We start from the raw sequence: 21,015 nt of genomic DNA on the forward strand, positions 1-21,015 counted from the left end.
TGCTGGGATCGGCTGCGGCTGCTACAAACGTGATCGCCGCCGTCAAGGTGGTCTTCCCGTGGTCTACGTGTCCGATCGTTCCCACGTTGACGTGCGGTTTGGTGCGCTCAAATACGCCTTTCGCCATTCGTATTGCCTCCTTTGGCTGCCGCTTTAGTGCTTTTCCTTCTCAGGAACACACCGCCCGCAGCGGTGGACGGGCGGTGTGGGTTTGGAGCTCGGGATCGGGCTTGAACCGACGACCTCACCCTTACCAAGGGTGTGCTCTACCAGCTGAGCTACCCGAGCACCTAAGGTATTCGCGCACGAGGCGCTTCTGGAGCGGGAAACGAGACTCGAACTCGCGACCCTCTGCTTGGGAAGCAGATGCTCTACCGACTGAGCTATTCCCGCGTTTGGCGCTTCCGCGCCGCTTATAGCCGATGGCTCGCAGCTTTTGGCTATCTGCTATCGGTACACCCGAAGGGTGCTTGGTGGGCAGGGGCGGATTCGAACCGCCGTACTCCGGAGAGAACAGATTTACAGTCTGTCGCCTTTAACCACTCGGCCACCTACCCTTGTGGAGCCACCCATCGGAATTGAACCGACAACCTTCCGATTACAAGTCGGGTGCTCTACCAGTTGAGCTAGGGTGGCCCGGCTTGTCGCCCTTCCGATGGCAAGCTATGGACGAAGGGGTCGAACCTCGTCCAAGTCGTAAGGTTACACCACAGCGTAGGGGCTGTCAAGCTGAATAAAGGCCGTGCGAAAGGCAAAAGCATCGTTCTGGGTAGATGTTACTCCGCCCTAGTTGGGTCTGGTACAGTACGTCCATGCAAATAACTCCCTTTGGGGCGGCCCAGACGGTAACCGGCAGTTGCCACCTAGTCGAACACCAAGATTTCAGATTGCTGTTGGATTGTGGAGCCTACCAGGGAGCCGACGAGGAGCGCAACGAGGAACCTTTTGGCTTCGACCCCAAGACCATTGACGCGGTGCTGGTCTCCCATGCCCACAACGACCACATCGGACGCTTGCCCATGCTGGTGCGGCAAGGCTATCCAGGCCGGGTGTATGTGACTGAGCCTACCCGTTTGATTTTGCCGGTGATCCTGGAGGATTCGCTCAGGCTGATGCAAGAGGAGCGGGAGCGTCTGGAGCGCAAGGGCCGTGAAGTGCCCCCGATACCCTGGGATGAGAAAGACCTGGCCGAACTGTATGCCCGCTTAGAGGAGGTCAGCTTTTACCAGACCCGCAACCTGGGGCCTTTCCAGTACCGCTTGCGCGATGCCGGACACCTGCCGGGGAGCGCTTTTATCCAACTGCAGGCCAATGGCAAAACCCTCATTTTTAGCGGCGACCTGGGACACCGGCGGAAGGATGTGCTGCCGGACCCCGACTACCCTGCCCAGGTGGATTTGATGATCTCGGAGGGAACTTACGGCGACCGTTCACACCGCCCCTTTGCCGCGACCCTGGAAGAGTTTGCCGAGGTGTTGAATGAGGTCTTGAGCCGTGAAGGGAAGGTGTTTATCCCCTCGTTTGCCCTCGAGCGCACCCAGGAGGTTTTGTTTTACATCCGCGAGCTCGAGCAGCGCGAGGCGATTCCGGTGGTGCCGGTGTTTGTGGACTCGCCCATGGCCTCCAAAATCAGCGAAATCTACCCCAAGGTGCAGGATTTTTTCAGCACCGAGGTGCAGCATATCTACTCGCACGGGCTCGACCCTTTTCGGCCCCGGAAGCTCGACTACACCCAAAGTGTGGAGGAATCCAAGGCCCTCAACTTGATTAAAGGCCCCCTGATCATCATCGCGGGCAACGGGATGCTCTCGGGTGGTCGCATTTTGCACCACTTGCGCCTGGGTTTGCCCGATGGCAAAAACGCGGTGATTATCTTGGGCTACCAGCCCAGGGGAGGGTTAGGCGAGCAGCTCATCCACGATGCCGAGACGGTGCGGATGTTCGGTGAAACCGTGCGGGTACGGGCCAAAACCCATACCCTGGGCGGCTTTTCGGGCCATGCAGGCCGCGACGAGCTGCTGGACTGGCTGGACAGTGAGAAGCGGGTGGCTCTGGTTCACGGCGAAGCGGACAAACTGCAAAGTCTGGGGCAGGCCCTGCGCGAACGCGGCAAGGTGGCTTTTTTGGCAGAGTGGGGTAAGGCCATTGATGTGTAGGCTGCTTGTATCGGGCGGCATAGGGGGGAGCCCATGCAAAAGGGATTGGTAGGGGCAGGAATGCTTGGAGTGCTGATGGCTTTGGCGCAGGCAAATGTAGGTTCGGTGCCCTGGGCTGTTGGAGGGGTGCAGGAACCTGCGCTTTTGCAGGTGAGCGAACTGAGAAGACTGCTCGAGCCCAAAGGGGCGCGTTTTGCCGAAACCGGCATTTTGGGGCGGTATTTGCTCGAGGTCAGGTTCCCCGAGACCACCAACGGCTTATACTTGCGCATGGTCAGCCAGAACAACATTTCCTACGCAGTTTTTGACGATCTGTTTATCAACCTGGCCCAGGTGGATTTGGGCATCAATACCCCTGTTCGGGTGGAGGGTTGGGCCAACCCCGTCATCACCATCGGCCCGACGGTGTTCCGACTGGGCACCCAGCGCAATCCGGTTAACCCCTATCTGGGTTACATGTACCTGGCCCGCAAGCGGCTCATTGACCGTGACGATGCCCCCCCTTACCTGGCCAAACTGCTCGACGAGGACCCCAGAGCCCGGCGCTGTGTACACGAGTTACGGGTGACCGATCCTGCTGGAACCGTATATGTGGTAGCCAGCCGGGTCTGGGCCGAAGCCAACCTCAAAGCCCCCTACGACAAGATCCCCGACTTTCCCAAGCCGGCTGCATTCCACGTGGGCCCTGTACAGAATGGGCGCATTCGTTTGTTGTTGCCGGGGGAAACGGCCAGTTACGCCAACAGTCTGGAAAACTGGGAAAAAGCTCGAGATAAAGAAACGCTCATTCTGATCAGGCTTTCGGGCCGGATTGTAGACTTACAAACCGAGTTTCAGGTGGTGGTGCCACCACGTGGGCGAAGCCAAGCCCAGCGCTGTGGGCCGTAGCCACAATAGCGGTATGTTGAGCAATCCCCATTTCGGAGCTGCCAACGGTAGGGCACAGGGCATCAAAACGGCAGCTCGGCCCGCACCGTGGTGCCTTTATCTGGAGCCGACTCCACCTCAAAACGCCCCCCTCGAGCCTCCACCCGCTCGCGCATCTGGGTCAGGCCAAACCCGCCCAGACCGTTCGCTGAGGTGCCAGCTTTGAACCCCCGCCCGTTGTCGCTGATCTCCAGCAGGCCGCCCCGTTCACCCAGCGGGGTGAGCTTGACCTGAACCAGCCCCGGTCGGCCATGTTTGGCAGCGTTGGTGAGGGCCTCTTGCAAAACCCGGAAAAACACCAGCTCGGATGCCTGGGATAGTTCAATTTTTTCAGGCAGGCTGAGGCGCACCCGGAAGCCCGCCTGCTCGGCAAAGGCGCTGGCGTAGCGCCGTACCGATTCCAGAAAGCCGTAGCGCTCGAGGTCAATGGGCCGCAGGGCAAAAATGCTGCGCCGTACTTCGCGAATCTGGGCCCGCAGGGTCTCCTTGACCCGGTGCAGTTCTTGCAAGGCCCGTTCGGGGTCGGTTTGCAGCAGGCGCTCGGAGAGGTCGAGCTTGAGGGCCATGAAGGCCAGGGCCTGGGCAATGCCGTCGTGGATCTCGCGGGCGATGCGGTTGCGCTCCTCGGTAAGGGCCAGCTCCTCGGCTCGCAGATAGGCCTGGGCGTTGCGCACCGCCAGGGTAACCTGAGCGGCCAGGAAGCGTAAGAAGGGCAGGCGCTGGCGCAGGTTCTCGGCCTCGCCCTGCACCAGCAAGAGCCCGATGGCCGACTGCTCGCGCAGGGGCACCGCCAGCAGGTTGTCCCGCACAAAAACCGGTGATTCCAGGGCCTCCTTCCAGCGGTGATCGGGCATGAAGGCATGGGGGGGTAGCTCGAGGTTGCGCAGCACCTGGGGCTGTAAAAAATTTTCCTCGTCCAGCAAGAGCACCCCACCCCCCGTGGCCCCCGCCCAGGCCAGGATGCGGTCCATCAGGCGTTCAAGTAGCCGGCCCAGGTTGGCCTCGGCCCGCAGGGCCTGGTCTACCTCGTAAAGGGTGAGCAGGTCGCGGCTACGGGCACGCACCGAGTCCAGCGCCCCGGCTACCTCTGCCACCAGTAGCTCCAGGAAGCTTTGCTCCTCATCCGAGAGCGGGCGGGGCAGAGCCACCTCGAGCTTCCCATCAAGGCCCGGCAGCGCTACTTCGTACAGAGGCCCCGAACCTGCCCTGAAGCCAGGCGAGGTAGCCCGCACCCCCTCCAGGGTTAGAGCGGCCTCCATGCCCAGCGCCTTGGCCACCTCCTGCACCACTGAGGCCAGGGCCTGCTCGAGGTTGTCGGCGACCGAAGCCCGCTTGAGGATGCTCTCAATGGCCTCCAGCCGCCGGTTGGCCACCTCCAGCGCCCGCTGAGCCCGCTCGCGGTCTTGTACCTGCTGGGCAATCCACTCCAGGGTCATCCAGGTAACCAGAGGCCCCACCAGGCCATAAAAACCCATCCGCAGCCAGAAGGCCACCGGCTGTCCCTGGTAGGGCTCGAGGGAGATTTCAAACAACACCACCACCAGCACAATTGCCAGCGGCAAAACCAGCCGGTACAGCTTAATCAGCCGATATAAGCTCGGCGTAGGCTCCATGTCTAACAGGTTATCGGGTTGTGCTTGGGTAGCCAAGCGTTGTCCAGGAAGGTTTTGGCAGCGTTGAGACGCTAGGGCCGCTTGCCGTGTTGGGCATACCAGCGGCTTTGATGTAAAAACCCCCGCAGGAACTGTACCTCGCCAGGGGTTAGGTCGGCTTTGTGGAGCAGCCGACGAAAGCGCCGAATCGCGTAGGGAAGGCGTTTTTCATCAGCAAAACCAATGCGAAAGATGTACTCGCGCAGATCGTCGAAGAACTGTTTTAGGGCTTCTTGCTCGGCGAGTTGGGCTTTGGCAGGTTCGGGGGGGTTGAGCGCAGCGCCATACACCTCGTAGCACAGCAGCAACACGGCCTGGGCTAGGTTCAAGCTGGGCTGTTTGGGCGAGGTGGGGATGCGTACAATCAATTGGGACAGGTCAATCTCGTCGGTGGTCAGGCCCGAGGCCTCGCGTCCAAACACCAGCGCTACCTTGCCTTGTGGGGCCACCTGCGCCACCCGCTGGGCCATCGTGCGGGGGCTTACCATGGCCCCGGTATAAATTTCGCGTTCACGCACGGTGGTACCCACTACTAGGCGGGCATTGGCGATGGCTGCGCCCAGGGTTTCGACCATCTTCAGGTTGTCCAGAATCTCTTCGGCATGTACTGCCAAACGGTAGGCCATTGAGCCGTCGGGATGATGCACTAGATCTTGGCGTACCCGCGGCTCGGGCGCTACCAGCCACAAGTCCGATATGCCAAAGTTCTGCATGGCACGGGCAGCAGCGCCGATGTTCATCGGTTCTTGGCTGCCTACCAGCACCACGCGGATGTTCTCGAGCCAGTTCATCGGCTATAGCCTAATCGCTCAGGCCAGATGCGTCGAGGTTTTGGTAGTCGCCGGTCTAGTTTTCGTCTCGCAGGCGCTCGAGCCCGTCCAACACGATCTCGAGGCCAATATCAAATTCCTTGCCATAATCGTAACCCGCTTTCAAAACATGCTCGGAGGCCATCTCGACCAGGTAGGGATAGTTCCCTTCGGCGACCTCCGCCATGATGTTGTCGACAGCAGGACTTGACTCCTCAAAGCGGTTGAAAGGCAGATTGAGTTCCTGCAAAACGAAGCCGTAGATGTAGCTATCCAGCAGCGAATAGGCGTGGGCGGCTGCCGCAACCGTAAAACCATTTGTGCGGAGGCACTCGAGTACGGTGTTGTGGTGGTGCAGAGTGGCCGGGCCGGGCGAGGTGCGCGACTCCATTAGCCCCAATGCCCAGCGGTGGCGCACAAGGGCCGCTCGAGCAGAGGTGGCTCGAGCTCGAAGCCGGCTTTTCCAGGTACCCCTGGAGGGCAGTTTGATCTCGGCGAATACCAGGTCAATCATCCCGTCCAAGAGCCGATCCTTGTTGGCGAAGTGGTAATAGAGCGACATGGCCTCCACGCCCAGCTCCTGGGCTAGGCGGCGCATGGTAAGGGCGTGGAAGCCCTCTTGGTCGGCGAGCTCGAGGGCTTTCTGAAGCACCCCTTCGCGGCTCAACCTAGCCCTGGGCTGGGGTTTTGCGCTAGACCTTTTAGGGTTGTTTTTGGGCATCGGTCAGTTCCTCTATTGACAATCTTACAACGTAAGGCTAAAGTTGTTCCATTATCTTACGGCGTAAGGTAAAGGAGCGTAAGAATGAAAGCAACGGCCCAGCCGACCCCCATCAAAGCAGATCGCTCGGTTCAGTCAAACACCATGAAGGCTGTCGTGCGCGAAATATACGGCCCGCCCGAGGTTCTAAAACTTGTCGAACTGCCCAAACCGACCCCGAGGGATCATGAGGTACGGGTCAAGATTTACGCCACCACCGTCACTTCTGGAGACTGCCGGGTACGCGGCCTCAACGTGCCTGCGGGCTTTGGGCTGATAATCCGCTTGGCTATGGGGGTGGTGCGCCCAAGGCAGACCGTGCTGGGGAGTGAGTTTGCCGGTGAGGTCGAGGCGGTGGGCAGAAACGTCACCCGCTTCAAGGTCGGCGACCGGGTCTTCGGCATGGATGGCCTCCGGATGGGTGCCCATGCCCAGTACAAGTGCCTGCCGGAGGGCGGGGCGCTGGCTCTGATTCCACCCGGCCTGAGCTACGAGGAGGCCGCCGCCCTCCCCTTCGGTGGCAGCACCATGCTGGACTTCTACCAACGAGCTAGATTGAAGGCCGGGGACAAGGTACTGGTCAACGGGGCCTCGGGGGCGGTGGGGGTGGCCGCCGTGCAGCTTGCCCGACACTTCGGGGCCGAGGTGACCGCCGTGTGCAGCAGCGCGAACGTCGAGCTGGTGCGCTCGTTGGGCGCTCAGCGGGTACTTGACTACACCAAAGAGGACTTCAGCGCCAGCGGCCAAACCTACGACTTGATCGTGGACACCGTGGGCACAGCCCCCTTCGCCCGCAGCAAGAACTCGCTGCGCAAGGGCGGACGACTGCTACTGGTACTGGCTACGTTGTGGCAGATGCTTTCGGCCTCCTGGGAGTCGGCGACGAGCGGTAAGAAGGTGATTGCCGGGCCAACTAGCGAACGAGCCGAATACGTGCAGACGATGGCGAAGCTCGCCCAAGAGGGCCGCCTTCGGCCGGTGATAGACCGCCGCTATGCCCTCGAGCAGATGGCCGAGGCCCACCGCTATGTGGAGACCGGTCGCAAGCGGGGGAGCGTGGTGGTCATGGTAAACCACGGCGGTTGACAGCATTTGAGTGGGGATAGGGTAAAGCTGAGAATAGGCGGGAGGGGATTAAACTGGAAATCACTCGCTTCAAGTTGGCGGCTCTATGGACGGTGGTGATGTTCAACATCACCTTTGCAGACATTATTGGCTTTATCCACCCTGGCACCCTGCAGCGAATCTTGGAGGGCTCCTTCGGCTTCCCGGTCACGTTGGAGTTGCTGCTGGTCTTCTCGATCATTACCCAGGTACCCATTGCCATGATTTTTTTGTCGTTGGTGCTTCCAATGCGAATCAACCGCTGGGCCAATACCTTTGCCGCACTTCTGACCACGCTGTACGTAGTAGGCGGTGGCAGCGCGACCCCCTCGTACTTTTTCTTCGCATCGGTCGAGATTGCCAGTATGGCTGCGATTGTGGGGTATGCCTGGCGAGCGCTGGGCCAGACCGCCGGAGATAAGCTGCATCACCTTTCGTGAACAGCCACCCGATTAGGGGTGTGGATTCTATGATGCAATGGGTTCATCATGACGTCCAACGCCAACCTTTTCCAAACCTATCTGCGCCATTATGCCGACAAAAATCTACCGGCCATTGCCGCCATGCTTGCCGAGGATGTTCACCTGCGTGACTGGAATATCTCGGTTTATGGCAAGGCTGCGGTGCTGCGCGAGACGGCCAAAAACTTTGACGAAGCTGAAAGCCTGGAAATCCGTATGCTTGCTCTCTACGAAAACGCCAGCACGGTTGCTGGAGAGATTCATATTCTAGTGAATGGGACGATCGAACTTCATGTGGTGGATGTGGTGGCTTTTGATGCACACGGCCAAGTCAAAGCCATCCGCTCGTACAAAGGGCGGGGCGATTAAAGTGCGCCAGGGTAGATTTGCAAAACCACTGGAGTCGGCATTTACGTACCTGGCGCAATTTTCCACTGATCTTCCGGGGCAGCACCTCACATTTCAACTATGGAGATACTTAGAAACGATAAACTGCTGGGGCACTTCTCCGAGCGTGGCCACCCTGTAGAGGATGGGGTGTATTCTGTAAAAGGCATAGGGAGTGGTTTCAATACGTTCGTAACCACGGCTCCCCTTGGGAGGGCAATCATGGCCAAGCATCGAATTTTTACAACCGATTTCTCTACCGTCTATCCACTGTATGTGAAGAAAGCGGAGCGCAAACTCCGAACCCAAGCCGAAGTGGATCAGATTATCTGTTGGCTGACCGGCTACAGCCAGGCCGAACCGGAGAGGCAAATTGCCCGCCGCTGTGACTTCGAGACCTTTTTTGCCGAGGCACCCGCTATTCACCCCAATGCCTCGCTCATCAAGGGCGTGGTGTGCGGGGTGCGGGTGGAGGAGATCGAAGACCCCCAATGCAAAAGATCCGCTACTTAGACAAGCTGGTAGACGAGCTGGCCAAGGGCAAAGATATGCAAAAGATCCTGCGTCAGGCCTCGCCAGCTCTGGTAATGCATTAGAGCGCTCTTCACAATTATTGAGCCACCCATAACTTGATTTTTTGTCCTGCTCGGTATAGTTGCCTCCCATCCGGGAGGCAACGTCTGTGAAGAGTGCGACAAGCAGTTTAGCTCACACCTGACATTGCATAAATTTCAAAGGCGTTCTGGCGGTGAGTTGATGACCTCCAAAGCGGCCGTATCGTATACTTATTACGGTTTTTGCATTCCCAAAAGGTGGTGAACCAAAATGAAAGTTTCACCGGCAGTGCCCACTCCTTTTGCGAGGACTACCCCGTGAAGACTCCCCTCAAGACCATAGAGGATTACCTTTCCTCCTTGCCAGTGCCGATTAGAGAGACCCTTCAGGCTCTACGCGCCACCATCAAGTCTGTTGTGCCCGAGATGGAAGAACGCCTTAGCAGTGGCGCTCCTTTCTTTTGGTATCGCGGGAGACGGGCGGTTGGCTTTGGGGTAGCAAAAACCCATCTTTCCTTCTACATCATGCATGGAGACGTCCTCAAAACGCACAGCAAAGACCTGGCAGACTATGACACCTCGCGTACAGTGATTCGTTTCACCCAGGAAAAACCGCTCCCCACGGAGCTGGTTCAGAAGCTGGTGCGCGCACGCCTCGAGGAGATCGAACTTCGTCCCACCTGATTTTTTAATAGCTGCAAGGGCACCAGGTCTTTCAACTTCTGGAGAAGCCCCATGAACCTGATTAAACGCTATATACAAGCCGTCAAAATCGAATTGCCCTCATCCCAGCGCGAGGACACTAGGCGCGAGCTGCAAAGCACCATCCGGGAGGAACTCGAGGCCCTCCACGAGTACGCCGAGGCGGTGTGGACTCGAATGCTGAGCAACCTCGAGCCCAGAGGGTTTGTAAGGAATATTTTCTGTAGAAGTAAGGAATAGCGTATAATCCTGTCTATGATTCAGGAAAAAAGCAAGATCACCAGCAAGGGCCAGATCACCTTGCCTGTCGCCATCCGTCGGCGGCTGGGGCTGAAGGAGGGGGATCAGGTGGTGTTCGATGTGGACGATGCGGGAGTGGTCAAGCTGCGGCCCGACCGTGGCGAGAGCCGCTTCGAGAAGTATCGAGGTAGCGGGGCAGGCGACCTGAAAAGCATGGACGAGGTTCACAAGTGGCTGCGTGAGCTACGTGGGCGCGACGAGGAATGATCACCGCCGTTGACACCAACGTGCTGGTGGGCTTCCTGCTGCCCGATCACGCATTCAATCAAAGGGCCGCTGCGGCCCTGGAAGCTGCCGCTCGGGCGGGCAGTCTGGTAATCGCCCCGCTCGTGTATGTCGAGTTGCTGGCGATTCCCGGTAAGACGCGGCTATGGATGGACGACTTTCTCCAAGATGTCGGCATAGCTGTGGAGTGGGAACTGGAAGAGGCGACATGGCTCGAGGCCGGCGAGGCTTTCGCCGCCTACGCCCGACGACGACGCAAGTCGGGCGAAACGTCCCGCCGAATCGTGGCCGACTTCGTGATCGGTGCCCACGCCCTACGCCAGGCCGACCGACTCCTGACTGCCGATGATTGGTATAAGACGATTTACAAGGGGCTGAGGCTCGAGGTGGTGCGGGTGAAACGAGCTCGAGCGCCATCGGCTTCGGAACCCCTCCACACCCTTCACGGTTGGACTTCCCGGCGCGTAAATCCTATACTAACTAAAACTAATCCAAAACTAGGAGGAGCAGCCATGCTGACGAGCCGCCGCACTCACCCACTTGACCCGCTGAGCGCCGAGGAGATCCTCGCCGCTACGGGCCTGGTAAAGCAAAAGAAAAAGCTGAGCGATCAGGTCCGCTTCCCCGTGGTCACGCTGAAGGAGCCGACCCCCGCGCAGCTCGGTGCCAAAGGCCCGCCCGACCGTGTGGCCCTGGTGGTGGTGCTCGACCGCGGCAGCGGCGAAACCCACGAAGCCCTGGTCAACCTGACCAGGGCCAAGGTGGGCGGCTGGAAGAAGGTGGCGGCGGGGCAGCCGCCGATCATCATCGAGGAGTTCTTCGCGGTGGTGGAGATCGTGAAGAACGACCCCGCCTGGCGCGCCGCCGCCCTGCGACGGGGGCTGAGCGAGGCCGACCTCGAGCTGGTGCAGGTAGACCCCTTCTCGGCTGGGCACTTTGGCTTCAAGGACGAGGAGGGGCGGCGCATGGTGCGGGCGGTGGCCTACTATCGCCAAGACCCTAAGGACAACGCCTACGCCCACCCGCTGGAAGGTCTAGTGGCCTACGTTGATCTCAACCGGCGCGAGGTGTTCAAGCTGGTGGAGGAGGGCGCAATCCCGGTGCCCAGGCGCAAGGGCAACTACCTGCCGCAGTTCCTACAGGCCTTCCGCGATGACCTGAAGGCCCTCGAGATCACCCAGCCCCAAGGCCCCAGCTTCCGGGTCGAGGGCTACAAGGTGGAGTGGCAGCGCTGGAGCTTCAGGGTCGGGTTCACGCCACGTGAGGGCCTGGTGCTGCACCAGGTCGGCTACACCGACGGCGGCAGGCTACGCCCGATCCTGCACCGAGCCAGCGTGTCCGAGATGGTGGTGCCCTACGCCGACCCCGGTGTGAATCACTTCTGGAAGAACGCCTTCGACGCGGGGGAGTACGGGCTGGGCAAGCTCGCCAACAGCCTCGAGCTGGGCTGCGACTGCCTGGGCCACATCCACTACTTCGACGCGGTGGTGGCCGACGACCTGGGGGCTCCCACGGTGATCCCCAACGCCGTCTGCCTGCACGAGGAGGACTACGGCACCCTCTGGAAGCACTACGAGTTCCGCAACGAGACCTTCGAGACCCGCCGCAGCCGCCGCCTGGTGGTAAGCTTCTGGAGCACCGTAGGCAACTACGACTACGGCTTCTTCTGGTACTTCTACCAGGACGGCACGATGCAGTTCGAGGTCAAGCTCAGCGGGATCATCCAGACCGCCGCCCTGGTGCCGGGTCAGGGCTACAGATTCGGGGGAATGGTCACGCCCGAGCTGGGCGGCCCCACCCACCAGCACTTCTTCAACGTGCGGCTGCACATGAACCTCGATGGCGGCCCCAACTCGGTGCAGGAGGTCGAGATGGTGCGGGCCAGGAAGGGCCGGACCGACCCCTACGGCAACACCTTCCGCTACCGGGTGAAGACCCTCAAGACCGAGGGGGAGGCGGCTCGAGTGGGCGACAACCTCAAGGGGCGCTTCTGGAAGGTCATCTGCCCGTCGCGGCGCAACGCGGTGGGCGAGCCGACAGCCTACAAGCTGGTCGGGTCAACCGGCCCCACCCTCCTGGCCGACCCCAAATCGGCCATCTACAAGCGGGGCGCGTTCGCCACCCGGCACCTCTGGGTCACTCCCTTCGACCCCGAGCAGCTCTACGCCGCAGGTGACTACCCCAACCAAAGCCCCGGCGACGACGGACTGGGGGTGTGGACGAAAGCCGACCGCCCCATAGAGAACAAAGACCTCGTGGTGTGGTACAACCTCGGGGTTACCCACATCTGCCGCCCAGAGGACTGGCCGATCATGCCCGTCGAGCACCTGAGCTTTTCGCTCAAACCGGTGGGCTTTTTCGACCAGAACCCCGCCCTGGACGTGCCCTTGCCGAAAGGGGCGCACGGGGGGAAGGGCGAAAGCTGCCACCCATAGCCTCCCGCTATTCCGGCTTCAAAAGCACCGCTCCTTCCCGCGCGCTGCTCACCAGCGCCGCATAGCGCGCAAACAGACCGCTTTTGTAGTGGGGCTTGGGGGCCTTCCAGGCTTTGGCGCGCTTGGCGAGCTCTTTTTCCGAGACTTCCAGGTTCAGAATGCCCTTGTCGCAGTCAATTGAGATGAGGTCGCCCTCCCTGACCAGCGCGATGGGCCCACCCACCTGGGCCTCGGGGGCTACGTGGCCGATCATCAGGCCCTTGGTGCCCCCGCTAAAGCGCCCGTCGGTGACCAACGCTACGCTGGGGCCGAGCCCCTCGCCCACCAGGGCCGAGGTCACCGAGAGCATCTCGGGCATTCCGGGCGCCCCCTTGGGGCCTTCGTAGCGAATCACCACCACGTCGCCGGGCTTGATCTGCTTCTTCAGCACGGCCTTCATCGCGCCCTGCTCGCCGTCGAACACGCGGGCCGGACCGCGATGCACTTTGGTCTCGGTTCCCGCTAGTTTCAGCACCGCGCCGTCCGGGGCCAGCGAACCTTTGAGCACCCGCAAACCGCCCTCCGCTTTGAAGGCTTTCTCGGCTTTCACCACCACTTTTTGGCCCTTGGTTTCTTTGGCCTTGCCCGCTTCTTGCCAGAGGGTCTTGCCGGTGATGGTCATCTGGTCGCCGTCAATCAGCCCGCCTTCAATCAACCGGCGGATGATCAGCGGAATGCCGCCCGCCTCGTAGAGCTCCCAGGCGGTGTACTGGCCCCAGGGGCGCATGTCGGCGATGACGGGAGTCTTGCGGCTGATTCGGTCAAACTCCTCGAGGGTCAGCTTGATCCCGGCCTCCTTGGCAATCGCCAGCAGGTGCAGCACCGCGTTGGTCGAGCCACCGGTGGCCGCCACCGCCGCGATGGCGTTGGTGAAGCTCTTCTTGGTGAGGAAGCTCTTGGGGGTGCGACCGTGTTTGATGGCGTCGGCCAGCACCTTCATGGCCTTGCGCCCGGCTTCTTTTTTCTCGGGCGCGACCGCCGGGATGGCGTTGTAGCCGACGGGGGAGAAGCCCATCACCTCGAGCACCATCGCCATCGTATTCGCCGTGTACTGCCCGCCGCAGGCCCCCGCGCCGGGGATGGCGGTGCGCTCGACGGCCTCGAGCTGTTTATCGTCAATCTTGCCCGCCGCGTGCTGGCCCACCGCCTCGAACACCGAGACCACCGTTTGGGCCTTGCCGTTCAGATAGCCGGGCGCAATCGAACCGCCGTAGAGTACCAGGCTGGGCACGTCGGCCCGAATCACACCCATCATGCCGCCGGGGTTGGTTTTGTCGCAGGCCACCAGCGCTACCATGCCGTCGTAGAGGTAGCCCTGGGCGATCAGTTCAATCGAGTCGGCGATCACCTCGCGGCTCACCAGCGAGGCCCGCATACCTACCGTGCCCATGCTGATACCGTCGGAGATGGCCGGGGCGCCAAACTCGAAGGTCTGGAAACCCGCCTCCTTAGCCCCAATCTTCAGGTCGGCAGCCAGGTCGCGCAGGTGGAAGTTGCAGGGCATCCCCTCGGTCCAGGTATTCACGATGCCCACCCAGGGAATCTTGAACTCTTCGTCGCCAATGCCCACCGCGCGCAGCATAGCCCGGGCAGGGGCTTGTTGAGGGCCTTTTTTGATGATGTCGCTTCGCATAAAAACCTCGCTAATAGCGTATAGTAGCTCATAGCCCGCGTCTGCTATCCGCTATCGGCATGGATCAACAACCGGGGCTATCTTACCGCTAAACCATATGGCTATTCAAAAGCCCTGTAGGCTTCGATCTTTTGGGCTAGGCGCTGGGCCAGGTAGGGGCTGGCTGGGCCAAGTTCGCGCAGGATGATTTCGGCCTCGGCCCGGTAGAGGGCGATCTTCTGGGATGTCCAGAAATGGGGCGGGGTCTGGAGGTTGGTGATGCGATCGGCCAGTTTGACCATCCAGACTTCCTTGGGTTGGGTTTGGATGCGCTGCAAGCTGTCGAGCATGGCCTGATCTTTCGTCAAATGGGTATTCTTGGTCAAAGCCTGCACACCCTCAGCAACCTCGCTGCCGAAGGCCCCTTGCAACTGGGCAAAGGTGGTGGAGGTGTCCTCGAGGGTGTCGTGCAGCAACGCACACTGAATGGCCAGATCAGCCTGCACCATTTCGTCTGAAGCCGCCATCACCTCCATGCACACCTGTACCACATGGATCACATAGGGTAGATCGCTGCCAGGAATGGTTTGCCCCTGGTGCGCCCTGGCCGCGAAAGCGAGCGCGGCCAGGTAAGTATCTTGTGACCAGGTGGGCATACCTTAGCTTACGTTTTTTTGCGCACATCAGCGTATTGGACGATGGTGCCATGGTAGGCGCGTGGGTTGCTGGTAAGCAGTCCGACCAGGGTTTGGGCCACTTCCTGGGGGCTGTGCAGTTCACCGCGCTCGAGGTAGCCCCCAAAGCGCTCGCGCAAGGCAGGGCCGCCGCTTCCCTCGGCGCTGCGGTGGTGGGCCTGCATAGCGGTGTCCACGTGGCCGGGCCGATAGACAAAACAGGTGATGCCAGGGTGCTCTAAGGCCAGTTGCCTGGCCAGGTATTCTTCGCCGGCCTTGGTCGCACCGTACACGCCGGAACCAGGAAAATGGAGTTCTGCTGCCCCAGAGCCCAAAAAAACAGCAAGCCCACCGCCCCGGCGCAACAGGTTGGGGTAGGCATAGCGGGCCAGCAAATAGCTGGCCTTCAGGTTGACTGCGATCAGCTCGTCAAAGTGTGCCTCAGACAACTCGGTCACGAACGGCCCAGAGTGTAGAACCGAGGCGTTGTGGACGAACCCGGCGAAGTTGCCCAGCACCTTGGCGGCCTTCACCATAAACTGTACGGTCTGATCCTGGGCCGCATTGCCGACAATAGCTCGTACCTGCACCCCCAGGGTTTTGCACTCGCTCGCGACCAGTTCCAGGGTTTCGGGGTTTCGCGCGTTCAACACCAGGTTGACCCCAGCGTGGGCTAGCTCGAGCGCCAAGGCTTTGCCGATGCCTCGGCTGGCCCCGGTCAGGATTAGGGTCTGCTTGCGTAGATCCATCAAAGGTCGCTCTGGGTGGCAATTTTGCCGTGAAATTTGCGCGGGCTGCCCTCCAGAATACGAATAAGGGCCTTGGCGGACTGCTCAGGGGTGAGCACACGTCCTTGCGACTTGTAGCCTTTGAACAAAGGCCGTAGGGTCTCGCTGCCACCGCCTTCGGCCTCACGTAGCTGCTTTTGCATGTCGGTTTCGACAATGCCGGGGCGGTAGGTAAAGCAAGTAACCTCGGGGGCCTCCACCGCTAGTTGCCGGGCCAGGTGCTCCTCGGCGGCTTTGGCGATGGCATAGATGCCCATGCCGGGTATGTTGTGCTCCGCCACCCCCGAGCCCAGAAACACCGCCACGCTGCCCGGCTGGCGGATCAGATGGGGGTAGGCAAAGCGGGCTAGCTGATAGCCACCCTTGACGTTGGAGTCCATGATCTCGTCGTACTGGGCCTCGATCAGCTCGTAGGCCAGCGGGCCGGCGTTGAGCACACCGGCGTTGTGGATAAAGCCCACAAAGTTGCCGATCTCGAGCGCGGCCTTGACCATCGCCTCGGCCACCACGGCGCTGGCTGCGCTTCCGGCCACCGCCTCACAGCGCACCCCCAGGCCCTGCACCTTGTCGCGCACGAACTCGAGGGCCTTCTGGTTGCGGGCCCCAATGACCAGGTGGGCCCCGGCGCGGGCCAGCTCCAGGGCCAGGGCCTCGCCAATGCCCCGGCTGGCCCCAGTGACGATAAAGGTCTGTCCTTTTAGTTTCATGCTCTTTGTATACGACCTATTGCTGCAAAAGGCCAGGGGGTATCCGGCTGGCTTCACCCACCATCTCGAAGCCGCAATAGAAGGGGTTGCTTAGGCCGCTACTTTGTGCAACGCTGCTACGACCTGCTGGGTAAAGGCCTGGGTGCTGGCCTGGCCGCCCAGGTCGGGGGTGGGGTTGGTGGCCAGGGCGGCGGCCACCGCCTCCTCGATCCGCCGGGCCACCTCGGGCCGGTTCAGCGCATGGGTGAGTAGCATGGCCGCCGACAAAATGGCCGCGGTGGGGTTGGCGATGCTCTTGCCGGCAATATCGGGGGCGGAGCCGTGCACGGGCTCGAACAGGGGGGTTTTCTCGCCCAGGCTGGCCGAGGGCAGGAGGCCCAGGGAGCCGGGCAGCACGCTGGCCAGGTCGGACAAAATATCGCCAAAGATGTTGCCGGTCACCACCACGTCAAACCGGCTGGGCCGGGTGACCAGGTGCATGGCCATGGCGTCCACGTACTGGTGCTCGAGGGCCACCTCGGGGTAGTGCTGGTGCACCTCGTCCACGGTCTTGCGCCAGAACTCACCGACCTCGAGCACGTTGGCTTTGTCCACGCTGCACACCTGGTTGCGCCGCTTGCGGGCCGCCTCGAAGGCCACCCTGGCGATGCGCTCCACCTCGGGCTTGCTGTAGCGCTCGGTGTTCCAGCCCTCGGCCTCGCTCATGCCGCGCGGCTCGCCAAAGTAGATGCCGCCGGTCAGCTCGCGGATGACCAGCACATCCACCCCTCGAGCGATCTCGGGCTTGAGCGGTGAGAGGGCTTCCAGGCCCGGCAGCACCTTGGCCGGGCGCAGGTTGGCATACAGGTCGTGGGCTTTGCGCAAGGCCAGTAAGCCAGTCTCGGCCCGCAGGTGGCGGGCTACGTTGTCCCACTTAGGCCCGCCGATGGCCCCCAGCAGGATGGCGTCGGCTACCAGGCAACCCTTCTGGGTGACCTCGGGGAAGGGCTCGCCATGCGTGTCAATGGCGTTGCCGCCAAAGGGAAAAGCCTCGAACTCGAGGTTCAGGCCATATGCCTGGTCGGCGGCCTGCAAAACCTCCACCGCCGCATAGGTCACTTCGGGGCCGATACCGTCACCGGGTAGTAGGGCAATTTTGGGCATAGTTCTCCTTGTTAGCTCCTTCTCCTCTTGGGGAAGAAGGCGGGGATGAGAGGGTAAGGCCAATGCCTTTGATCTTTTTTGGTTTTGCCAAAGCTGGTGCTTTCGCCACCCTCACCCTAACCCTCTCCCATAAAGCGGAGAGGGAACCTATTAGCGGGTGGCCTTGGGCAGCCGGGCCGAGGCTTGCTCGAGCAACTCCCCGGCTTCCAGTAGGTCGGCGATGGGATCCCAGCGGCCCTCCACCAGGGCTTTTTGCGCGGTGGCGGGCAGGCCAACCTTGAAGGCGGTGCCCGCGTAGCGCACCTCGAGCCCCTCTACATCCACCGTCACCACCAAACTGGGGTCTTGCTCGATGGCCTGGGCAAGGCTTTCGATATCAGCCTTGGAGGCGGTTACACAGGGCATCGAGAGGGCGGTAGCGTTGCCGAAGAAAATCTCGGCGAAACTCTCACCGATCAAGGCACGGAAGCCCGCGCGGTAGATAGCCTGGGGGGAGTGCTCGCGGCTGCTCCCACAGCCAAAATTGGCCCCTACCAGCATAATTGCGGCCCCTTGGAAGCGGGGGTCGTTGAGGGGGTGCGGCTTCGGTGAGCCGTCGGGGTTGAAGCGCTCGTCGTAGAAAAGGGCCTCGCCTAGCCCGTCAAAAGTGACTACCTTCAGGTAGCGCGCCGGCGTGATGCGGTCGGTGTCAATGTCGTTGCCGGGGACGTATACGGCCCGCCCACGCACTTGTTTGATTGGTTCTAAAGCCATTTACTTGCCCTCCTTGTCTCTAAAAAAACCCAGGATACCCCAGATGCCTGCGATGGCTGTTACCGCACACAGGGCAAACCCCACTACAAAAACCACCCAACTGAGCAACGGGTTGGTTTGTAAATTGCCCAGCCAAAGCCCCAAAGTAGCGATGGATAAAAGCACCGAAACCACTACCAGGGTCACGCCGCGTATGAGCTCCATCGTAGACAAAAGAACCGCTCCTTTAATTGGTTCAGGGACGATACAAGCGTTCGGTATCAAAAAAGCCGTGTGGGTGCGGAGGGGCTAGGGGCCACTAAGCGCCTACCAACTCCCCAACCCCGAAAACTTCCCTCGCGTCGCTCACCTTGCCCGTCACGGCCGCCGCCACCACCATCAATGGCGACATCAACACGGTGCGGCCCGTGGCGCTACCCTGGCGGCCCTTAAAGTTGCGGTTGGAGCTGGAAGCGCATAGCTCATCCCCTACCAGCTTGTCGGGGTTCATAGCCAGGCACATCGAACAGCCCGCCCCGCGCCACTCGAATCCAGCCTCGGTGAAAATTTGGTCAATGCCCTCTTCTGCACAGGCTTTGGCCACCAACTGCGAACCCGGCACCGCAATGGCCCGTACCCCTGGGGCCACCTTGCGGCCTTTGAGGTATTTGGCGGCTTCGCGGAAGTCGGAAATGCGCCCATTGGTGCAGCTTCCCAAAAAAGCCACATCCACCTTGACCCCTTTGATGGGCTGACCAGGCTGGAGTTTCATGTGCTGGAGGGCTTCTTCCAGCCCAGCCCGCTCGGATTCGGGGTAGAGGGCGGGGTCGGGCACCCGGTCGGTAATGGCGCAGCCCTGGCCGGGGTTGATACCCCAGGTCACGGTGGGGGCAATGTCCTCGGCCCGGATGTTCACTACGTCGTCGTAGTGGGCATCGGGGTCGGAGGCCAGGGCCTTCCAGCGTTGTACCGCTTCGTCCCAGGCCGCGCCTTTGGGGGCATAGGGGCGGCCCTTCAGGTAGTCGAAGGTGGTCTGGTCGGGGTTGACGTAGCCACAGCGCGCCCCCCCTTCGATGCTCATATTGCAGACGGTCATGCGCTCTTCCATGCTGAAGTTGTCGAAGACGCTGCCACCGTACTCGTACACGTAGCCGATGCCGCCATTCACGCCCAGCACATTGATGATGTGCAGGATCACGTCCTTGGCGTATACGCCGGGCCGTAGACTCCCGTCTACGTTGATGCGGCGTACCTTCTGCTTGCCCATGGCCATGGTCTGGGTGGCCAGCACATCGCGTACCTGCGTGGTACCGATGCCAAAGGCAATTGCGCCAAACGCGCCGTGGGTGGCGGTGTGGCTGTCGCCGCAGGCGATGGTCATACCGGGCTGGGTGATGCCGTTCTCGGGGCCGATGATGTGCACGATACCCTGAAGACCCGAGGTCACGTCAAAGAAGGTGATGCCAAAGTCCTGGACGTTCTTGCGGAGCTGACGGATCATCTCGTCGGCCTGGGGGTCTTCGAAAGGTTCTGAGAGTGAGTGGGTCGGCACAATGTGGTCTACGGTGGCAAAGGTGCGTTCGGGAAAGCGAACTTTTAGACCGAGGTCGCGCAGCATGCCAAAGGCCTGCGGGCTGGTAACCTCGTGGATGAGATGGGTATCTATGAATAGCTGGGTTTGTCCGTTTGGGAGGGTTCGAACGGTGTGGCTTTCCCAGACTTTTTGGTACAGACTCTTTCCCATGGGTATGTTTCCTCCTCGCTACCTGGCGATGAAAAACCCCAGAGGCGCAGGCTCCGGGGTCAGGCGTACAAGAGACTAGACCCGCAAAGCTCGAGGGTGTAGCTGGTTTGCCCGACCGCTCACTGGTCTAGAGTATAGAGTTTGGTATACCAAAACGTCAAGTAAAAGGTGATTATTGCACACCCAGGCGGCATAACAGGTTTTTTTACATAAAGCGGCTAGGTTTTTTGTCAGCAGCTTTTTGGGGTGAAGCCAGTATGCTGGGATTGATGTTGCTGACGCAGTTGGGACAAGGGCGGGAGGCCGAGGTGTTTGCCTGGGCCGACGGTTATGTCCTCAAACTGTTCTGGCCCGAGTTCTCTCATGCCGATGCCGATCTGGAAGCCCAACTGACCCAACAGGTCTGGCTGATGGGGGTGCCCTCGGCCAAGGTCGAAGATGTACTGGAGTTCGAGGGACGCTGGGGTGTGGTTTTGCAGTGGATCAAGGGGGTTCCCCTGACCGACTATGTCCAGACCGACCCTACCCGCTTGCGCTTTGCCGCCCAGATGCTGGGGGCCTTGCACCGCCAGCTCCACAGCAAAGCTGCCGGGCAGCTACCCTCCCAGCGCCTGCAGTTGATTCGCCGGATTCAAGCCTGCCGGCTGCCCCTCGAGCTGCGGGTGGCCCTGCTCAATCACCTGGAACAACTTCCCGACGGAACCGCGTTATGTCATGGCGATTTCCACCCCGAAAATGTGCTGGTGGCCGAGGGCGGGGTCTATGTGATTGACTGGCCGGGTGCTACCTGCGGGAACCCTGTGGCCGATATTGCCCGCACCACCTTGCTGGTGCTCTACAGCGAACTCCCACCCGATCTGCCGGGACGAGAAGAGATCATGCAGCAGCGGGAACTGTTTTACCAAACCTACCTCGAGCACTACCAGACCTTCTCGGGCCTGGACATGGCCGAGCTCCAGGCCTGGATGCCCATTGTGGCCGCCGCCCGCTTGCGCGATAACATCGCTTCCGAAGAACCCCGCCTGATGCAACTGATCCAGGAGGGTCTGCAAACCCAAGTGGGGGAGAGGTTGCGCTAACGCCAGGCGACGATATTTTGCTACA

Annotated in this window: 23 protein-coding genes and 4 tRNA genes; 11 read left to right on the top strand and 16 right to left on the bottom strand. The window is 60.9% G+C overall.

What is annotated here, in order from left to right:
- From WKI89_RS03960 to WKI89_RS03980, 5 genes are all read right to left on the bottom strand, one after another.
- Window positions 1-127: GTP-binding protein (locus tag WKI89_RS03960; protein ID WP_337868053.1), on the bottom strand; the 127-nt coding region annotated here is incomplete at its 3' end.
- An 85-nt stretch (window positions 128-212) separates the two neighbouring features.
- Window positions 213-288: transfer RNA gene (locus tag WKI89_RS03965), tRNA-Thr, on the bottom strand.
- A 29-nt stretch (window positions 289-317) separates the two neighbouring features.
- Window positions 318-393 (bottom strand) — tRNA-Gly (locus WKI89_RS03970).
- 78 nt (window positions 394-471) lie between these two features.
- Window positions 472-557, bottom strand: a tRNA-Tyr gene (locus tag WKI89_RS03975).
- Window positions 558-560: 3 nt separating this feature from the next.
- Window positions 561-636, bottom strand: a tRNA-Thr gene (locus tag WKI89_RS03980).
- 176 nt (window positions 637-812) lie between these two features.
- On the opposite strand from WKI89_RS03980, the gene WKI89_RS03985 reads away from it, so the two are divergent.
- Entirely contained in the window at window positions 813-2,156 is a 1,344-nt protein-coding gene (locus WKI89_RS03985) for an MBL fold metallo-hydrolase (RefSeq protein WP_337867928.1), read from the top strand.
- Window positions 2,157-2,189: 33 nt separating this feature from the next.
- Window positions 2,190-3,044 (top strand): hypothetical protein, encoded by an 855-nt coding sequence (locus WKI89_RS03990; RefSeq protein ID WP_337867929.1) that lies wholly within the window; start codon window positions 2,190-2,192, stop codon window positions 3,042-3,044.
- A gap of 62 nt (window positions 3,045-3,106) precedes the next feature.
- On the opposite strand, the gene WKI89_RS03995 is transcribed toward WKI89_RS03990, so the two are convergent.
- The 3 genes from WKI89_RS03995 to WKI89_RS04005 all read right to left on the bottom strand — a co-directional run bounded on the left by WKI89_RS03995 (window position 3,107) and on the right by WKI89_RS04005 (window position 6,265).
- The gene (locus tag WKI89_RS03995; RefSeq protein WP_337867930.1) at window positions 3,107-4,696 is read right to left on the bottom strand and encodes a histidine kinase; all 1,590 of its coding nucleotides are present in this window, start codon (window positions 4,694-4,696) and stop codon (window positions 3,107-3,109) included.
- Between the two features lie 71 nt (window positions 4,697-4,767).
- On the bottom strand, window positions 4,768-5,526 hold the full coding sequence (locus tag WKI89_RS04000; RefSeq protein ID WP_337867931.1) for an RNA methyltransferase: 759 nt from the start codon (window positions 5,524-5,526) through the stop codon (window positions 4,768-4,770).
- A gap of 55 nt (window positions 5,527-5,581) precedes the next feature.
- Complete coding sequence (locus tag WKI89_RS04005; RefSeq protein ID WP_337867932.1) at window positions 5,582-6,265, bottom strand: TetR/AcrR family transcriptional regulator C-terminal domain-containing protein; 684 nt, start codon at window positions 6,263-6,265, stop codon at window positions 5,582-5,584.
- Window positions 6,266-6,349: 84 nt separating this feature from the next.
- Between WKI89_RS04005 and WKI89_RS04010 the strand changes: the two genes are divergently transcribed.
- From WKI89_RS04010 to WKI89_RS04045, 8 genes are all read left to right on the top strand, one after another.
- Entirely contained in the window at window positions 6,350-7,390 is a 1,041-nt protein-coding gene (locus WKI89_RS04010; RefSeq protein ID WP_337867933.1) for an NAD(P)-dependent alcohol dehydrogenase, read from the top strand.
- A 74-nt stretch (window positions 7,391-7,464) separates the two neighbouring features.
- Window positions 7,465-7,848: a DUF6326 family protein gene (locus WKI89_RS04015; protein ID WP_337867934.1), complete on the top strand. Its 384-nt coding sequence runs from the start codon at window positions 7,465-7,467 to the stop codon at window positions 7,846-7,848.
- Between the two features lie 48 nt (window positions 7,849-7,896).
- Complete coding sequence (locus tag WKI89_RS04020; RefSeq protein WP_337867935.1) at window positions 7,897-8,238, top strand: nuclear transport factor 2 family protein; 342 nt, start codon at window positions 7,897-7,899, stop codon at window positions 8,236-8,238.
- 240 nt (window positions 8,239-8,478) lie between these two features.
- Window positions 8,479-8,769, top strand: a complete 291-nt coding sequence (locus WKI89_RS04025) for a DUF2200 family protein (protein ID WP_337867936.1) — start codon at window positions 8,479-8,481, stop codon at window positions 8,767-8,769.
- A gap of 284 nt (window positions 8,770-9,053) precedes the next feature.
- Window positions 9,054-9,494 carry a DUF1801 domain-containing protein gene (locus WKI89_RS04030; RefSeq protein ID WP_337867937.1) on the top strand — a complete coding sequence of 147 codons (441 nt, stop codon included), beginning with the start codon at window positions 9,054-9,056 and terminating at the stop codon, window positions 9,492-9,494.
- 51 nt (window positions 9,495-9,545) lie between these two features.
- The gene (locus WKI89_RS04035; protein WP_337867938.1) at window positions 9,546-9,752 is read left to right on the top strand and encodes a hypothetical protein; all 207 of its coding nucleotides are present in this window, start codon (window positions 9,546-9,548) and stop codon (window positions 9,750-9,752) included.
- A 15-nt stretch (window positions 9,753-9,767) separates the two neighbouring features.
- Entirely contained in the window at window positions 9,768-10,019 is a 252-nt protein-coding gene (locus tag WKI89_RS04040) for an AbrB/MazE/SpoVT family DNA-binding domain-containing protein (protein ID WP_337867939.1), read from the top strand.
- Entirely contained in the window at window positions 10,016-12,472 is a 2,457-nt protein-coding gene (locus tag WKI89_RS04045) for a primary-amine oxidase (RefSeq protein WP_337867940.1), read from the top strand. Before WKI89_RS04040 ends, WKI89_RS04045 begins: the two co-directional genes overlap by 4 nt.
- A gap of 7 nt (window positions 12,473-12,479) precedes the next feature.
- Here WKI89_RS04045 and ilvD read toward each other — a convergent pair whose 3' ends face one another.
- From ilvD to leuC, 8 genes are all read right to left on the bottom strand, one after another.
- A complete protein-coding gene (gene ilvD, locus WKI89_RS04050; RefSeq protein WP_337867941.1) occupies window positions 12,480-14,144 on the bottom strand; it encodes a dihydroxy-acid dehydratase in 1,665 nt (554 codons plus the stop codon).
- A 101-nt stretch (window positions 14,145-14,245) separates the two neighbouring features.
- Window positions 14,246-14,779: an HD domain-containing protein gene (locus WKI89_RS04055; protein ID WP_337867942.1), complete on the bottom strand. Its 534-nt coding sequence runs from the start codon at window positions 14,777-14,779 to the stop codon at window positions 14,246-14,248.
- 8 nt (window positions 14,780-14,787) lie between these two features.
- The gene (locus WKI89_RS04060) at window positions 14,788-15,546 is read right to left on the bottom strand and encodes an SDR family oxidoreductase (RefSeq protein WP_337867943.1); all 759 of its coding nucleotides are present in this window, start codon (window positions 15,544-15,546) and stop codon (window positions 14,788-14,790) included.
- Window positions 15,546-16,292, bottom strand: coding sequence for an SDR family oxidoreductase (locus WKI89_RS04065; RefSeq protein ID WP_337867944.1), 747 nt, complete (start codon window positions 16,290-16,292; stop codon window positions 15,546-15,548). The genes WKI89_RS04060 and WKI89_RS04065 overlap by 1 nt, the downstream gene beginning before the upstream one ends.
- A 90-nt stretch (window positions 16,293-16,382) precedes the next feature.
- The gene (leuB, locus tag WKI89_RS04070; protein WP_337867945.1) at window positions 16,383-17,435 is read right to left on the bottom strand and encodes a 3-isopropylmalate dehydrogenase; all 1,053 of its coding nucleotides are present in this window, start codon (window positions 17,433-17,435) and stop codon (window positions 16,383-16,385) included.
- 150 nt (window positions 17,436-17,585) lie between these two features.
- Entirely contained in the window at window positions 17,586-18,188 is a 603-nt protein-coding gene (gene leuD / locus WKI89_RS04075) for a 3-isopropylmalate dehydratase small subunit (RefSeq protein WP_337867946.1), read from the bottom strand.
- Window positions 18,189-18,392, bottom strand: a complete 204-nt coding sequence (locus WKI89_RS04080) for a hypothetical protein (RefSeq protein WP_337868054.1) — start codon at window positions 18,390-18,392, stop codon at window positions 18,189-18,191.
- Between the two features lie 94 nt (window positions 18,393-18,486).
- Entirely contained in the window at window positions 18,487-19,911 is a 1,425-nt protein-coding gene (leuC, locus tag WKI89_RS04085; RefSeq protein ID WP_337867947.1) for a 3-isopropylmalate dehydratase large subunit, read from the bottom strand.
- A gap of 269 nt (window positions 19,912-20,180) precedes the next feature.
- On the opposite strand from leuC, the gene WKI89_RS04090 reads away from it, so the two are divergent.
- Window positions 20,181-20,990 carry an aminoglycoside phosphotransferase family protein gene (locus tag WKI89_RS04090; protein ID WP_337867948.1) on the top strand — a complete coding sequence of 270 codons (810 nt, stop codon included), beginning with the start codon at window positions 20,181-20,183 and terminating at the stop codon, window positions 20,988-20,990.
- Window positions 20,991-21,015 lie beyond the last annotated feature (25 nt).

The sequence above is a fragment of the Meiothermus sp. genome (assembly GCF_037443965.1).
Classification (GTDB): domain Bacteria; phylum Deinococcota; class Deinococci; order Deinococcales; family Thermaceae; genus Meiothermus.